At 59.8% G+C, this 15,404-nt stretch carries 16 protein-coding genes; 6 read left to right on the top strand and 10 right to left on the bottom strand.

Going from position 1 to position 15,404, the window contains the following annotated elements; all coding sequences use genetic code 11:
* Positions 1 to 16: 16 nt before the first annotated feature.
* Together tssB and tssA are read right to left on the bottom strand one after the other, a co-directional pair.
* Positions 17 to 520 (bottom strand): type VI secretion system contractile sheath small subunit, encoded by a 504-nt coding sequence (gene tssB / locus ACYZUC_RS20720; RefSeq protein ID WP_223415127.1) that lies wholly within the window; start codon positions 518 to 520, stop codon positions 17 to 19.
* Positions 521 to 552: 32 nt separating this feature from the next.
* Positions 553 to 2,109 carry a type VI secretion system protein TssA gene (tssA, locus tag ACYZUC_RS20715; protein WP_461990062.1) on the bottom strand — a complete coding sequence of 519 codons (1,557 nt, stop codon included), beginning with the start codon at positions 2,107 to 2,109 and terminating at the stop codon, positions 553 to 555.
* 907 nt (positions 2,110 to 3,016) lie between these two features.
* Between tssA and ACYZUC_RS20710 the strand changes: the two genes are divergently transcribed.
* Positions 3,017 to 3,412, top strand: coding sequence for a DUF6124 family protein (locus ACYZUC_RS20710; RefSeq protein WP_461990060.1), 396 nt, complete (start codon positions 3,017 to 3,019; stop codon positions 3,410 to 3,412).
* A gap of 380 nt (positions 3,413 to 3,792) precedes the next feature.
* On the opposite strand, the gene ACYZUC_RS20705 is transcribed toward ACYZUC_RS20710, so the two are convergent.
* The 3 genes from ACYZUC_RS20705 to ACYZUC_RS20695 form a co-directional block, all read right to left on the bottom strand.
* Positions 3,793 to 4,068, bottom strand: coding sequence for an HU family DNA-binding protein (locus ACYZUC_RS20705; RefSeq protein WP_003213368.1), 276 nt, complete (start codon positions 4,066 to 4,068; stop codon positions 3,793 to 3,795).
* 192 nt (positions 4,069 to 4,260) lie between these two features.
* A complete protein-coding gene (locus ACYZUC_RS20700; RefSeq protein ID WP_461990058.1) occupies positions 4,261 to 5,409 on the bottom strand; it encodes an NAD(P)/FAD-dependent oxidoreductase in 1,149 nt (382 codons plus the stop codon).
* Between the two features lie 20 nt (positions 5,410 to 5,429).
* Positions 5,430 to 5,597, bottom strand: coding sequence for a rubredoxin (locus tag ACYZUC_RS20695; protein ID WP_074872076.1), 168 nt, complete (start codon positions 5,595 to 5,597; stop codon positions 5,430 to 5,432).
* A 201-nt stretch (positions 5,598 to 5,798) separates the two neighbouring features.
* Between ACYZUC_RS20695 and ACYZUC_RS20690 the strand changes: the two genes are divergently transcribed.
* Both ACYZUC_RS20690 and ubiA read left to right on the top strand, forming a co-directional pair.
* Positions 5,799 to 6,350, top strand: coding sequence for a chorismate--pyruvate lyase family protein (locus tag ACYZUC_RS20690; protein WP_461990056.1), 552 nt, complete (start codon positions 5,799 to 5,801; stop codon positions 6,348 to 6,350).
* Positions 6,350 to 7,240, top strand: coding sequence for a 4-hydroxybenzoate octaprenyltransferase (gene ubiA / locus ACYZUC_RS20685; protein WP_461990054.1), 891 nt, complete (start codon positions 6,350 to 6,352; stop codon positions 7,238 to 7,240). The genes ACYZUC_RS20690 and ubiA overlap by 1 nt, the downstream gene beginning before the upstream one ends.
* 66 nt (positions 7,241 to 7,306) lie before the next feature.
* On the opposite strand, the gene ACYZUC_RS20680 is transcribed toward ubiA, so the two are convergent.
* On the bottom strand, positions 7,307 to 7,702 hold the full coding sequence (locus ACYZUC_RS20680; RefSeq protein WP_223416441.1) for a COG4315 family predicted lipoprotein: 396 nt from the start codon (positions 7,700 to 7,702) through the stop codon (positions 7,307 to 7,309).
* Between the two features lie 152 nt (positions 7,703 to 7,854).
* Between ACYZUC_RS20680 and phoB the strand changes: the two genes are divergently transcribed.
* The 3 genes from phoB (at position 7,855) to ACYZUC_RS20665 (ending at position 11,376) form a co-directional block, all read left to right on the top strand.
* Positions 7,855 to 8,544 carry a phosphate regulon transcriptional regulator PhoB gene (gene phoB, locus ACYZUC_RS20675; RefSeq protein WP_007896474.1) on the top strand — a complete coding sequence of 230 codons (690 nt, stop codon included), beginning with the start codon at positions 7,855 to 7,857 and terminating at the stop codon, positions 8,542 to 8,544.
* A gap of 81 nt (positions 8,545 to 8,625) precedes the next feature.
* A complete protein-coding gene (gene phoR / locus ACYZUC_RS20670; RefSeq protein WP_461996736.1) occupies positions 8,626 to 9,912 on the top strand; it encodes a phosphate regulon sensor histidine kinase PhoR in 1,287 nt (428 codons plus the stop codon).
* A 123-nt stretch (positions 9,913 to 10,035) separates the two neighbouring features.
* Positions 10,036 to 11,376, top strand: a complete 1,341-nt coding sequence (locus ACYZUC_RS20665; protein WP_461990052.1) for a hemolysin family protein — start codon at positions 10,036 to 10,038, stop codon at positions 11,374 to 11,376.
* 114 nt (positions 11,377 to 11,490) lie between these two features.
* Here ACYZUC_RS20665 and ACYZUC_RS20660 read toward each other — a convergent pair whose 3' ends face one another.
* From ACYZUC_RS20660 to pstB, 4 genes are all read right to left on the bottom strand, one after another.
* On the bottom strand, positions 11,491 to 12,387 hold the full coding sequence (locus ACYZUC_RS20660) for a peptidoglycan DD-metalloendopeptidase family protein (RefSeq protein WP_461990050.1): 897 nt from the start codon (positions 12,385 to 12,387) through the stop codon (positions 11,491 to 11,493).
* A gap of 208 nt (positions 12,388 to 12,595) precedes the next feature.
* Positions 12,596 to 13,552 carry a response regulator gene (locus ACYZUC_RS20655; protein ID WP_461990048.1) on the bottom strand — a complete coding sequence of 319 codons (957 nt, stop codon included), beginning with the start codon at positions 13,550 to 13,552 and terminating at the stop codon, positions 12,596 to 12,598.
* Between the two features lie 168 nt (positions 13,553 to 13,720).
* Positions 13,721 to 14,482, bottom strand: coding sequence for a phosphate signaling complex protein PhoU (gene phoU, locus ACYZUC_RS20650; RefSeq protein ID WP_008030696.1), 762 nt, complete (start codon positions 14,480 to 14,482; stop codon positions 13,721 to 13,723).
* 71 nt (positions 14,483 to 14,553) lie between these two features.
* Positions 14,554 to 15,387 (bottom strand): phosphate ABC transporter ATP-binding protein PstB, encoded by an 834-nt coding sequence (gene pstB / locus ACYZUC_RS20645; protein WP_461990046.1) that lies wholly within the window; start codon positions 15,385 to 15,387, stop codon positions 14,554 to 14,556.
* Between the last annotated feature and the right edge of the window lie 17 nt (positions 15,388 to 15,404).

Raw genomic sequence — 15,404 nt, 5'->3', positions numbered from 1 at the left:
CTTGGCTGATAGAGACTCAGGCGTCCTGGGCGGCGGCGTTCAGGCCCAGCTCACCCAGTACGCGACCGCGGGATTCGTCGTCGGCGAGAACGCCTTCGATGGCTTTGCGGAACGCAGGCGCGTTACCCAGCGGGCCTTTGAGGGCCACCAGCGCGTCGCGCAGTTCCATCAGTTTTTTCAGCTCAGGCACTTGCTCGACCAGGCTGGCCGGGTTGAAGTCCTTCATCGAGTTGACGCGCAGTTTCACGGCCAGTTCTTCAGTGTCGCTTTCTTCCTGAAGACGGTTCGGTACGCTCAGTGTCAGCTGCAGTTCTTGCTTGGCCAGCACCTCGTCGAAGGTCATCTTGTCGATGCTGATCGGCTTGCGATCTTCGACTTTGCGTTCGTCCTTGCGGTGGGTGTAGTCACCGATTGCCAGTAGTTTCAACGGCAGTTCGATCTCTTCCTGGGCACCACCGGTGGCAGGTTTGAACGTGACGTTGATGCGTTCCTTGGGGGCTACCGAGCCTTCTTTGGCCATGGCTTTTCTCCTTGCGGTTGTGGCCCTGGGGCCTATTCGAGTACCACTTCGAGATCGAGGTGGCACAGCCTGCGATAAATCTCTTCCTTGCGTTCACGTACGGCATGGTTCTGCGGCAACAACTCGCAGCAGCTATGCAGTAAATGCAGCACTTCCAGCGCAAGATCGGGCTCCCAGGCGTGCAGGCCTGAGTCCTGTAATGTTTGGTCGAGGGTTTCGAGTTGGGTCTTGGCCAGTTCGTACTTTTTGGCCATGAAGCACAGCCGCGCGAGGGCGAACTGCCAGAAGAACCGCACGCGCCCGCCGTTGGCGCTTTGCAGGCCCTGCTTGAGAATTTGCACGGCGGCCTTGAGGCCGTCCTTGCGCAGAATCGGCAGGACCTCTTCGAGGGCCAGTTCCCAGGCGGGCTGGGTGTCGGCGACTTCGACTTTGCGCGGCGCACTGGCGCTTTGCAGGTGCGGCATGACGTTGGCGCTGATCCAGGCGCGAGTGGCCGGATCGGCAAACGGCGCGCCGTCATGGAAGCGCAACTCGACGATGCCAGGCAGGCGCTGAACCAAAAGCGCGAAGTGGATTTCCACTTCGCGCATCGCCATTTCTGCGTTGAGTGCCTGGAGGCATTCCCAGACGATTCGCTGGCCATCGAACCAGAACGGCGCCTTCGCCAGGCTCGCCTCCAGTTCCACCAACAGGTCAGCGTATTTTCCCTGGTCGTAACGGTCCTGGTAGACCTTCAACTTGTCCGCCGGCAAGCCGCGTAGCACGGTGATCTGCTCGGCATTACGTTCGGGGACAGCGTCGATGGGCAACCACAACAACGTTCGATTAAGGCGCAAGGCACGCAGGTCGGTGGCTTTCTGCTTGAGCCACCAGGCGCACAACGGCCGGGCGCTTTCCTGCTGGGCGCGCAGGGCTTTGTGGGCTTCTTTTTCGTTGTCGATCGGCGCGCCGGGCGTCAACAGTTGCGTCGCGACTTGTTTGACCTGAGCCACGGCAGCACCGACCACGCCGGGTTCCGGCTGGTTGTCGGCGGCGCGTTGCACCATGTTTTTCAGGCGGCGGGAGATTGGCAGCAGCAACGGCGCGTCGTCACCCAGGTGCTCGGTGCACGCGGCGTCGAGGCCTTCCAGGTGTTCCACCAGACGGCGGAACATCGGCAACTGCTCTTTGATCGCGACGTTTTCGGTCAGCACCTGCTCAAGACGCGGCACCAGCCAACTGATCGCAGCGGAGCGCGTACGTGCCTTGTTCGGGTGGACTTCGGCCCAGTGGCTTTCGCACAGGTAGTGCAGCAAACCGAGGCCGGCGAGCAGGCCTTGGAAGGATTCGCGCTGGTACAGGGCCCAGGTCAGCCAGGCGCCGACGCGCAAATCCTTGGACTGGGTGCGCAGCAGGTTTTCGCTGTTTTCACGGATTTTCAGCCAGTCGATCTGACCGCTTTCGTGCATGGACGAGGCTTTGGCCAGCTCGCTTTCCAGTGACTCATATTCGCTCGAAAAGCGAACATCCTCGCCCGCGAAATTCTCTTTGGAAACAGAGGCTTTTGCGAGATCGAGGTAATGAGCAGAAAGTTTGCTTGAGTAGGACATCCATGGCCTTTAGTTTGGATTACAGTCATACGCTCATTGGAGTTCCAACGGCGCGAGACAGAATCAAAGAGCTGCGAAAATTCTCATCCAATTGAGATCGTGCTCTTTCAAAGTGGGCGCATCGTACTCACGATGATGGCCACTAGCAAGCACCCGATTAAACAATAAGACGAAGCGTCCCTAATTCACGTAGGAGAATTCCTTATATATCGCAAGGGATTCCCTGATAGCCGTTTAATATTCACACACCCAATGTATCTGGCTGAAAGCCCCGACCTAGAGCCACCGCCTCCAAACATCCGCCATCGCTACTTATGGAATCGCTGACGCAGGCTTGAATCATGACAAGAATAAAAAACAATAAATGTAGGAGGCTTCCGAAAGGTGCTGTCATTTTTTGACAGAAAGGCAGCGACAACAGCCCGAGGGAAAAGTGCCATCATTATGATGGCAATTTAATATAGGCTTAAGTTCCACAATGGAACTTCCGGTATCGCAATATTTTTAATACGAGGACTATTGAAGTGCCAACATTTCCGATGGTTAAACACCCTTCAAAAGTGCTTGTTTAAAACACCTCAAGGTTACGTCCTGCAAGCTACAACACCTTGCGTCGTTGCCTACGGCTACGCCAGAATCCGCCGGCTTGTGCGCCTTGGGGGCGGTCGGTAACTTGGTTCGTGTCACTGCTCATCAGTGATCGGGTTTAGTCGCTCGCTGGTAATTGAAGATGCACAAGCGTCCGTCAGGCAGGTATTTCCAACCTGCATTTGATGGTGGCTGTGCGTAGGGCACCTTCGGGTGCGCCGGCTTCTTCAATTCCCCGGTCCGACTAACCTGCGTACAGCTGCCACCCCTTCGTTTAGTCGGCGAAGTGGTGTCGGCATCACTCAAGGAATTGAAGATCATGTTCAAGGTAACTCCCAACCCGCCAGAAACCGACCCAATCTCCCCATACGAAAGCCCCGACTCAAACAAACTCAACGAAGCCGCCGAACGCGCACTCGACCATCACTTCCCGCCAACCGAACCCAAACCACCGAAACGCAACGGCCAGCTCTTCAGCGTCTGCCCCGGCATCAACACTGAAGCCCTCCTCGCCAACGCCTCGGAGGACCTGCTGTCCATCAGCGCCATCGCCGCCGACCTCGCCGACGATGTGGACGGCTCACGCCGCTCCGTAGCCCTGGCGCTCAGCCGTATGGCCGACGGGGTGCATTTGCTGGTGGAGCGTGCGCTGGATCATCTGGATGAACCCGAGATGGCGGCGATTTTCGCCAGGCAACAAAGTCGGGGCGGTTGATCCGTCACGCACGCATACCTGTAGGAGCCGGCTTGCTGGCGATGGCGGAGTGTCAGGCGACATAGATGTTGGTTGATAGGACGCTATCGCCGGCAAGCCGGCTCCTACAGTGAGTGTTGTGACCTGAAAAGATGGGGAGACCCTTGTCACTGAATTGCTGCGGGGGAAGTGGGGAATTCGCTGGTACGTAGGACTGTAGGAGCCAGCTTGCTGGCGATGACGGTGTGTCAGGCGACGTTGATGTTGGTTGATAGACCGCTATCGCCAGCAAGCCGGCTCCTACAAAGAGCACGTCGTCAGCCATAAAAAATGGGCACCCAACCTGGTTGGCGTGCCCATTTTTTGTTCCGCTCACCCGCTAGGCGGGCAGTCGGTGCGTGTTACGGATTAACGCTGTCTTTCAACGATTTGCCTGGCTTGAACGCAACGGTGTTGCTGGCCTTGATTTTGACGGGCTCACCGGTTTGCGGGTTTTTGCCGGTGCGGGCTCCGCGGTGGCGTTGCAGGAAGGTGCCGAAGCCGACCAGCGTCACGCTGTCCTTGCGGTGCAGGGCGCCGGTGATTTCTTCGAGAACGGCGTTGAGAACGCGGTTGGCCTGTTCTTTGGTGAGATCTGCTTTTTCCGCGATGGCGGCGGCGAGTTCTGGTTTACGCATTAGTGAAGCCCCTTTGACGGTTTTTTGTTGTTATGTCCGTGCTGTTCTCGTTGGAACAGCGCCCAAAGCGCCGCAGGTGCTCTACTCTGCGGCAGACGGGAGTGAGAATGGCATGCACGGAGAAGCCGCGCCAGTCTCGGCGCGACGTTTGTGGGGGCAAAAGAGGGGTGATTCCGACAGAACGACCGGTATTTACGCCAGCAGCGGCGGAAGCTCTTTGTTCAGCGCGAGTTTTTCCATCACCGCCGCGCCTGTCAGGGCATAACCGAGCAGTTTTCCGGCGGTATCGCGGCATAAAACCTTGATGTCAGCGCCCTGCCCTTCGACGGTCCAGACGCCTTCCAAACCCCGTGGCGGCGGCGAAACCACCAATGGGCAAACCGGCGTTTTAACGGTGATCGGCATCGCGCCATAGCTCACCGCCGTCGGGTTTCCGGCGAGGGTCTGGGCAAGCGCTCTCGCACAGCTCATGAGGGGCATCACGTACAGCAAATTCAGCCCGTCGACTTCGGCACAGTCGCCCAAGGCGTAGATGTTGGCGTGAGAGGTTTTCAGGTGACGGTCGACGACCACACCACGATTGACCTGTACACCGGCAGCCGCCGCCAAGTCGATGCGCGGACGCAGGCCGATGGCGGAGACAACCACGTCGCACGGAATAACCTGACCGTCCGACAGATGCGCTTCCAATCCATCTTCAACACGCTGCAAACGGTTGAGCACCGGCCCGAGGTGGAAACGTGCGCCGAGGCTTTCCAGCCCGGCCTGGACCGCAGCGGCTGCCGCCGGGTGCAGCAAGGTCGGCATGACCTGTTCGCACGGTGCAACCAGTTGCACCTCGTAACCGCCAAGGATCAGGTCGTTGGCGAATTCACAGCCGATCAGGCCGGCACCGAGCAACAGCACCCGACGTTTACCCGCTGCCGCCGCACGAAAGCGCGCGTAGTCTTCGAGGTCGTTGATCGGGAACACCGCGTCCGCTGCGTCACCTTCGATAGGCACGCGCACGGTTTCGGCGCCCCAGGCCAGGATCAGGTCGCGGTAGATCACCGATTCTTCGCCAATCCACAGGCGCTTATGGCCCGGGTCGATGCCGCTGATGCGCGTGTGGGTGCGCACTTCGGCTTTCAGTTGTTCGGCCATGGCGCCGGGTTCGGCCATGCTCAGGCCGTCGGCATCCTTGTTCTTGCCGAAGCCCGTGGAGAGCATCGGCTTGGAGTAGGAGCGCCCGTCATCGGCGGTAATCAGCAGCAGCGGGGTTTCGCTATCGAGTTTGCGAAACTCCCGGGCGAGGTTGTAGCCAGCCAGCCCGGTGCCGACGATCACGACAGGTGCGTTCATTCCTTACTCCTCTAAATGTCTTAGTTGATTTCAATCATTTCGAAATCCATCTTGCCGACGCCGCAGTCTGGGCACAGCCAGTCTTCCGGCACGTCTTGCCACTGGGTGCCCGGCGCAATGCCGTCATCCGGCCAGCCGTCGGCTTCGTTGTAGATCAGGCCGCAGACCACACATTGCCACTTTTTCATTCAGGTACATCCTCAGGATTCAGGCTTATTGCCGGCGCGGACGGTCGATGGTTGCAGCGTTGCCGTCCGGCTCAGGGCGTTTTGTACTGATCGGGCCCGGCAGATGCAAGCCTGTTCGACGCAATGGGGCGCCGGGTCAATCAAAATCACCGACCGACATGGTAAGCTCGCCGCCTCATTTGCTGCCAATAATGACTCACTGTGCCGCACTCAAAACCTCCTTTCTGGCTTCCCCAAAGCCGACTTTCGCCGCTCCCCGACACGTCTACCCTCGACTGGTTGTTCGACGAAGGTTCGCTGACCCGACGGCTGACCCGTCTGTCGAATGACGGTTTCAGCGTCACGCCGTTGTTCGAAGGCTGGCAACCGCTGCGCGCGGACGAATGTGCGGCACTGGACCTGGCCGAAGACAGTGAAGGCTGGGTGCGCGAGGTGTATCTGCGCGGCCACGGTGAAGCCTGGGTGTTCGCCCGCAGTGTGGCGGCACGCAGCGCGTTGCAGGGCGACGGGTTGCACATGGACGAGTTGGGCAGCCGCTCGCTGGGCGAGTTGCTGTTTTGCGATCAGGCGTTTCAGCGTCGCGCCATCGAGGTTTGTCACTATCCTCAGGAGTGGCTGCCGATGGAGTGCCGGGCACCTGAATTGTGGGGCCGTCGCTCGCGCTTCGACCGTGGCGCCCTGAGCGTGCTGGTGGCCGAGATTTTCCTGCCGACCTTGTGGCACGCCACCCGCGCCCATCCGGAGAACTGCTGATGTACCAAAGCCTGCTCAAGTCCCTGAATCGCTTGAACCCTCGGGCCTGGGATTTCATTCAGCTGACGCGCATGGACAAGCCGATCGGCATTTACCTGTTGCTGTGGCCGACGCTGTGGGCGCTGTGGATTGCCGGCAAAGGCTCGCCGTCGCTGGCCAACGTGGTGATCTTCGTGCTCGGCGTGGTGCTGACCCGCGCCGGCGGTTGCGTGATCAACGATTGGGCGGACCGCAAGGTCGATGGCCATGTGAAACGCACCGAACAGCGCCCGCTGCCGAGCGGCAAGATCAGCTCCAAAGAAGCGTTGGTGTTCTTTGCATTGCTGATGGGCGTGAGTTTCCTGCTGGTGCTTTGCACCAATGCGGCGACGATCTGGCTATCGTTCGGCGGTTTGGCGCTGGCCTTCACTTACCCGTTCATGAAGCGCTACACCTATTACCCGCAAGTGGTGCTGGGCGCGGCGTTTTCCTGGGGGATGCCGATGGCGTTCACTGCCGAAACCGGCGAACTGCCGGCGGCGGCGTGGTTGCTGTGGATCGCCAACCTGCTGTGGACAGTGGGTTATGACACCTATTACGCGATGACTGATCGCGACGACGACTTGAAGATCGGTGTGAAATCTACTGCGATTCTGTTTGGCGAGGCGGACCGCGTGATCATCCTGACCCTGCAAGGCTTGGCGTTGGGTTGCCTGCTGCTGGCCGGGTCAAAGTTCGAGTTGGGCGGCTGGTTCCACTTGGGATTGCTGGCGGCGGCGGGCTGTTTTGCGTGGGAGTTCTGGTACACCCGTGGCAAGGACCGGATGCGCTGCTTCAAGGCGTTTTTGCACAACCATTGGGCGGGGTTGGCGATTTTTGTGGGGATTGTTTTGGATTACGCGGCGCGGTGAGGCGGCTGACGCCTTCGCGGGCAAGCCTCGCTCCTACGGAAACGAGGCCGCCGTTTCGGATCGGGGTTACATCTTCGGTCCGGAGTTGGTGATGACGTGCCAGACGTCCTTCATTTTGTCACCGGCCTTGTCTCCCGGTTTCGCGTCCTTCTTGAAGTAGTACAGCGGTTTGCCCTTGTAGGCCCACTGCATCGTGCCGTCGTCACGCTTGACGATTGTCCAGTCACCTTCGGCCTTGGCATCCGCTGGCGCCTTGAACGCTGGCCAGTATTCCGCACACTCACCAGTGCACACAGACTTGCCGGCGGTGGTGTCCTTGTCGAACGTGTACAACGTCATGCCCTTGTGGTCCGCCATCACACCGTCTTTCATCATCACAGGCTCAGCCGCGAAGGCCATTGCCGGCAAAGACAGGGCAGCTGCCAGCATCAGGGCTTTAAGGGATTGCGTGTATTGAGTCATGGAAACCTTCTTTGGTGGTTGTCAGGGTTCGGACTTAGAGAATAGATCAGGATCATGACAATCGCCGGGCGACTAAAATACTGTCACACGACTGCAATAATTCCGTTATCTAATGCGGCGCAAGACAGTTAAATGACAAGAGGATTAAAGGCATGGTTGGCAGGAGCATTCTGATCGTCGACGACGAAGCGCCCATTCGCGAAATGATCGCCGTTGCGTTGGAAATGGCCGGCTATGACTGCCTGGAGGCCGAAAACTCGCAACAGGCCCACGCGATCATCGTCGACCGCAAACCGGACCTGATCCTGCTCGACTGGATGCTGCCCGGCACCTCCGGCATCGAACTGGCCCGCCGCCTCAAGCGCGATGAGCTGACCGGGGACATCCCGATCATCATGCTCACCGCCAAGGGCGAAGAGGACAACAAGATCCAGGGCCTGGAAGTCGGTGCCGACGACTACATCACCAAGCCGTTTTCCCCGCGCGAACTGGTTGCGCGCCTCAAAGCAGTGCTGCGCCGCGCCGGCCCTACCGATGGCGAAGCGCCGATTGAAGTCGGCGGCCTGCTGCTGGACCCGATCAGCCACCGCGTGACCATCGACGGCAAACCCGCCGAGATGGGCCCGACCGAATACCGCTTGCTGCAATTCTTCATGACCCACCAGGAACGCGCCTACACCCGTGGCCAGTTGCTGGATCAGGTGTGGGGCGGCAATGTGTATGTCGAGGAACGCACCGTCGACGTGCACATCCGTCGCCTGCGCAAAGCCCTCGGTGATGCCTACGAAAATCTGGTACAAACCGTGCGCGGCACCGGCTACCGGTTTTCCACCAAAGCCTGATTCAGCCCTTTCCCGCCCGACAAGCTGACAAGGACGCGCGTTCAAGTGAACCAAAACTGGCATGGCACCCTGATTCGCCACATGCTGCTACTGGTCACCGCCTGCCTGGTGATCGGCCTGATCACCGGCTACTACGGCTGGAGCCTCGCTGCGGGCCTGGGTCTTTACCTGGCTTGGACCCTCAAGCAATTGCTGCGTCTGCACGAGTGGCTGCGCCTGCACAAACCCGATGAAGCGCCGCCCGATGGCTATGGCCTGTGGGGCGAAGTGTTCGACAGCATCTATCACCTGCAACGCCGCGACCAACGCGTGCGCGGACGCCTGCAAGCGGTGATCGACCGGGTCCAGGAATCCACTGCCGCGCTGAAAGACGCGGTGATCATGCTCGACACCGACGGCAACCTCGAATGGTGGAACCGCGCCGCGGAAACCCTGCTCGGCCTCAAGACGCCGCAGGACAGTGGCCAGCCGGTGACCAACCTGGTGCGCCATCCGCGCTTCAAGGAATACTTCGAGCAGGAAAGCTACGCCGAGCCGCTGGAAATCCCGTCACCGATCAATGATCGACTGCGCATTCAGCTGTACATCACCCGTTACGGCAACAATGAACACTTGATGCTGGTGCGCGACGTGACGCGCATCCATCAGCTGGAACAGATGCGCAAAGACTTTATCGCCAACGTTTCCCATGAACTGCGCACGCCGCTGACGGTGATCTGCGGGTATCTGGAAACCCTGCTGGACAACGTCGAGGACGTAAACCCACGCTGGAGCCGTGCCCTGCAGCAAATGCAGCAGCAAGGCGGGCGCATGCAGACGTTGCTCAACGACTTGCTGCTGCTGGCCAAACTGGAAGCCACCGATTACCCGTCGGACAACCAGCCCGTGGCCATCGATGGCTTGCTGCAATCGATCAAGGGCGACGCTCAGCAACTGTCCGGGCAAAAAAATCAGCGCATCACCCTGGAAGCCGATCCGACGATTCTGCTCAAGGGCAGCGAAGCCGAATTGCGCAGTGCGTTTTCCAACCTGGTGTTCAACGCGGTGAAATACACACCGGCCGAAGGCAATATCCGCATTCGCTGGTGGGGCGACGAGCAAGGCGCGCACCTGAGCGTGCAGGACTCCGGCATCGGCATTGACAGCAAACACCTGCCGCGCCTGACCGAACGGTTCTACCGCGTCGATTCCAGCCGCAACTCCAACACCGGCGGCACCGGGCTTGGGCTGGCCATCGTCAAACATGTGCTGCTGCGCCACCGCGCACGGATGGAAATCAGCAGCGTGCCGGGCCACGGCAGTACGTTTACCTGCCATTTCGCGCCGGCCCAGGTCACCAAATCCCGGGTCATCAGCACGGCCGACTGATACCGGCCAGCATTCGCCACTAGGCAAGCACCCGGTCAGCCGCTACATTGGCTGACTTGTGCCTGCCCTTCAGGCACCGCATTGACCCCCTTTTCGAATACACGGAACCCGCAAAACTCCATCATGGACCCTTCCCCTGGCTTGACCCTCGCGACACTCTTTGCCGACTTCGGCATGATTCTTTTTGCTCTGATCCTGGTGTTGCTCAACGGATTTTTCGTTGCGGCGGAATTCGCCATGGTCAAACTGCGCTCGACCCGGGTCGAGGCCATCGCTGATAAAAACGGCTGGCGCGGGCATATCCTGCGCACCGTTCACAGTCAGCTCGATGCCTACCTGTCGGCCTGCCAATTGGGTATCACCCTCGCCTCCCTGGGCCTTGGCTGGGTCGGCGAACCGGCGTTCGCGCACATCCTCGAGCCTATGCTTGAAGCCGTCGGCGTACAGTCGGCCGAAGTGATCAAGGGCGTGTCGTTCTTCGCCGCGTTCTTTGTCATCTCGTACCTGCACATCGTGGTGGGTGAACTGGCGCCGAAATCCTGGGCCATCCGCAAACCCGAATTGCTGTCGCTGTGGACCGCCGTGCCGCTGTACCTGTTCTATTGGGCGATGTACCCGGCGATTTACTTGCTCAACGCCAGCGCCAACACCATCCTGCGCATTGCTGGCCAGGGTGAGCCCGGCCCCCATCACGAGCACCATTACAGCCGTGAAGAACTGAAACTGATCCTGCACTCCAGCCGTGGCCAGGACCCGAGCGACCAAGGCATGCGCGTATTGGCCTCGGCGGTGGAAATGGGCGAGCTGGAAGTGGTCGACTGGGCCAACTCCCGCGAAGACCTGGTGACGCTGGAGTTCAATGCGCCGCTCAAGGAAATCCTGGCGATGTTCCGTCGCCACAAGTTCAGCCGTTATCCGGTGTACGACAGCGATCGCCAGGAGTTCGTCGGCCTGCTGCACATCAAGGACCTGCTGCTGGAACTGGCCGCGCTGGACCACATTCCCGAGTCGTTCAACCTGGCTGAGCTGACCCGACCGCTGGAACGCGTGTCGCGCCATATGCCGCTGTCGCAGTTGCTGGAACAGTTCCGCAAAGGCGGCTCGCACTTCGCACTGGTTGAAGAGGCCGATGGCAACGTCATCGGTTACCTGACCATGGAAGACGTGCTGGAAGTGCTGGTCGGCGACATTCAGGACGAACACCGCAAGGCTGAGCGCGGGATCCTCGCGTACCAGCCGGGCAAGTTGCTGGTTCGCGGTGATACGCCGCTGTTCAAGGTCGAGCGCCTGCTGGGCATCGACCTGGACCACGTCGAAGCCGAAACCCTCGCCGGGCTGGTGTATGAATCCCTGAAACGGGTGCCGGAAGAGGAAGAAGTGCTGGAAGTCGAAGGCTTGCGGATCATCATCAAGAAGATGAAAGGGCCGAAGATTATTTTGGCCAAGGTGTTGATGCTGGATTAAACAGGCTGATCCGGAACCGCATCGATCCCATCGCGAGCAGGCTCGCTCCCACAGGGAAACGCATTCCAATGTGGGAGCGAGCCTGCTCGCGAAAGCGTCAGTCCAGACAACACTTTATTGTTTGCCCAACGCAAAGTTGGGCAACGCGCCGACCGGTTGATTGAACTGGTACGGAATCGACACCAGCCCCATCCCGGTATTGCGCTGCACCACGAAATGCAGGTGCGGCCCGCTGCTGTTGCCTGTATTGCCCGACAGCGCCAGCGGACTGCCCACCGACACCCGCTGCCCCTCGCGAACACTCACCGAACCTCGCTTGAGGTGCAAGTACACGCCCATCGTCCCGTCATCGTGCAGCACCCGCACGAAATTGCCTGACGGATCGTTGCCGCGCCCGGTCTGGGCATTCTCGGTTTTCACCACCACCCCGCCGCGCGCCGCGATGATCGGCGTGCCCTCGGGCATGGCGATGTCCATGGCGTAGCGATTCTTGGGGCCGAAGTGGCTGTATTGGCCATTGGCGCCCTGGCTCAGCCGAAACGGTCCACCGCGCCAGGGGAACGGGTATCGATAGGCCATGGCGGCTCCTGAGGGATCACCCAGGAAGTATTCAAATCTGGGGATGTACGCGAGCGGCCTTTCAGCCTGCGTCGCCGTGAGCAGCGCCAGACGAATGCTGCTGCGCGCCGGCATGACCCGGCGAATCGGCCGGCTCGGCGCACCACTGACGTTCTGCAGCCCGGCAAAGCTCAACTCGATCTGTACCGGCGCGTACAGGTCGTTGCGCACGTACACGCTGTCTACGCCCTTCTTCTTTGTGATGACGAGGTACACCTGACGCTCAAGGTGCTCGACCATGCGATCACGAAAAGTGAACACCTGGGAGCCTTTCGTGGGGCGGTCGCTGTAGGAGACCACGCCATTGGCATCAGTGGATTTGTAGATGGTCATGGCCATGGCCGAGGTGGACGCCATGAACAGACCATAGCAAAACAGCAGGCGCGCGAGCATGGGCAGGATTCTGTCGAGTAAGGCCTGGGGATGAGCCTAGCAGCTGCAATGGACCCGGGTAGTCGGCAGATGTTTCAAAATGGGCAGGTCGGGGGGATGTGTGGTGAATCTGATGGCCCCTTCGCGGGCAAGCCTCGCTCCTACAAGTACGGTGTGAACCTGTAGGAGCGAGGCTTGCCCGCGAAGGCGGACTGTCAGGCGACGAAGATCACGCGCCTGGAACGAAATGCTTCTGCGCCGTACCACGTGCTATCAAACGGGAGATGTAATCCAGTTTCTGCGCATCCTGGTCGACAAAGCGGAACGTCAGTTGCAGCCATTCGCTGTCGGGTTTCTGCTCGTGGGCGACGATGGCGTGCAGGTAACCGTTCAGGCGGGCGACTTCAGCGTTGTCGCCTTGCTCCAGATCGAGCACGGCGCTGTCGAGCACTTGCGGCAGGGCTTCGCTGCGTTTGACCACCAGCAGCGCTTCCTTGAGGCTCAAGGCCTTGATCACGCATTGCTGAATGCCATTGGGCAGGCGCAATTGGCCTTGGCCACGACCACCGGATGGCGCTGCAGACGCAGCCGGTGCTTTTACCGGCGGGCTGTTGAGCAGGCCGCGAGAAGGCGCAGGAGCCGGGGCCGGTGCTGCGGCGACAGGTTTGGCAAACGGGTTGACCGGCGCCGCTGCTGGCGCGACGCTGGCCACGGCAGGCTTTCCGCCGGTCAACGCGCTCAAGGAATCATTGCCGAACGCCGAGTTCATTTTGGTCGGCGCGCTGTTCATCAAAGTGTCGAGCTTGCCGACCTTGTTCAGCGCCTGCTTGACCTTGGTCAGCAGTTGTTCGTTGGTGAACGGCTTGCTGACGTAGCCGGATACACCGGCCTGGATCGCCTGGACGACGTTCTCTTTGTCGCCACGGCTGGTCACCATGACGAAGGGCATGGTCTTGAGGTTGTCCTGCTCGCGGCACCAGGTCAGCAGTTCCAGGCCGGACATTTCCGGCATTTCCCAGTCACACAGAACCAGGTCGAACGCTTCCCGAGCGAGAATGGCCTGAGCCTTCTTGCCATTGACCGCGTCTTCAATGCGGATCCCGGGGAAGTAGTTGCGCAGGCACTTCTTCACCAGGTCACGAATGAACGACGCATCGTCCACGACCAATACACTGACCTTACTCATCCATCACCCCTTTAAAAAATCCCGGCAAGCATACCGCTTTGCTGATGGCACATTGCCAAAAACCTTCAGTCACGCCGGGACTTTTCGTTCGCGGGTGCTGCATTCAAATTCGTAAACCCGCAAACAAAAACGCCCGGCCAAAAGGCCGGGCGCTTTACTTGGGCAATATTACTTATCGTCAACTTTGCCCGGAACATTAGCGGTTTCACCACTTGTGCCTTCAACTTCTTCCTTCATGCGCTTGAGGCCCAAGTGACGCACGTCGGTGCCGCGCACCAGGTAGATCACCAGCTCGGAGATGTTGCGCGCGTGGTCGCCGATGCGCTCCAGCGAACGCAGCACCCAGATGATGCTCAGAACCCGCGAGATAGAGCGCGGGTCTTCCATCATGTAGGTGGCGAGTTCACGCAGGGCGGTCTTGTATTCGCGGTCGATGATCTTGTCGTACTGCGCCACCGACAACGCCAGGTCGGCGTCGAAACGGGCAAACGCGTCCAGTGCATCGCGAACCATGTTGCGCACCTGGTCGCCGATGTGGCGCACCTCGACGTAGCCGCGTGGGGCTTCGCCTTCTTCACACAACTGGATGGCGCGACGGGCGATCTTGGTTGCTTCGTCACCGATGCGCTCAAGGTCGATCACCGACTTGGAGATGCTGATGATCAGACGCAAGTCGGACGCGGCCGGCTGACGACGGGCCAGAATGCGCAGGCATTCTTCGTCGATGTTGCGTTCCATCTGGTTGATCTGGTCGTCGATCTCGCGAACCTGCTGGGCCAGGCCGGAGTCGGCCTCGATCAGCGCGGTAACCGCGTCGTTGACCTGCTTCTCGACCAGCCCGCCCATGGCCAGGAGGTGGCTGCGCACTTCCTCCAGCTCAGCGTTGAACTGCTGGGAGATGTGATGGGTAAGGCCTTCTTTGCTAATCATGTTGGCGTCCTTGGAGCGTCCGGTAAGGTGCGGTGGACCGCAGCGTCAGTTCAGTGAGCAACAACAGCTTCCTAGCCGTAGCGACCAGTGATGTAGTCTTCGGTCTGCTTCTTCGCCGGATTGGTGAACAAGGTGTCGGTGTCGCCGAATTCCACCAGTTTGCCCATGTACATGAACGCCGTGTAGTCGGAAACCCGCGCGGCCTGTTGCATGTTGTGGGTCACGATGACGATGGTGAATTTCGATTTCAGTTCGTAGATCAGCTCTTCGACTTTCAGCGTCGAGATCGGGTCGAGTGCCGAGCACGGTTCGTCGAGCAGCAGCACTTCCGGTTCCACGGCGATGGTGCGCGCGATGACCAGACGTTGTTGCTGACCACCGGACAGGCCTAGTGCCGATTCATGCAGACGGTCTTTGACTTCGTCCCACAGCGCCGCGCCTTTCAATGCCCACTCGACGGCTTCGTCGAGGATGCGCTTTTTGTTGATGCCCTGGATGCGCAGGCCGTAAACCACGTTTTCGTAGATGGTTTTCGGGAACGGGTTCGGCTTCTGGAACACCATGCCGACGCGACGACGCAGCTCGGCCACGTCTTCGCCCTTGCGGTAGATGTTGTTGCCGTAAAGGTTGATTTCGCCTTCTACGCGGCAGCCATCGACCAGGTCGTTCATGCGGTTGAAGGTACGCAGCAGCGTGGACTTGCCGCAGCCGGACGGGCCGATGAAGGCGGTCACGCGCTGTTTCGGAATGTTCATGCTGACGTCGTACAGCGCTTGTTTGTCGCCGTAGAACAGGCTCAGGCCCGGCACTTCAATGGCCACGGTTTCCTGCGCAAGGCTCAGGCTCTGTTTGTCGCGGCCCAGGGCAGACATGTTGATGCCGTGGGTATGTGCTTCGTGCTGCATGGGAGGCTCCCTGTGCT

The organism is Pseudomonas sp. GT1P32 (assembly GCF_054897805.1).
Note: the sequence above shows the minus strand (reverse complement) of the source record. Positions and strands in the feature narration are given on the sequence as shown.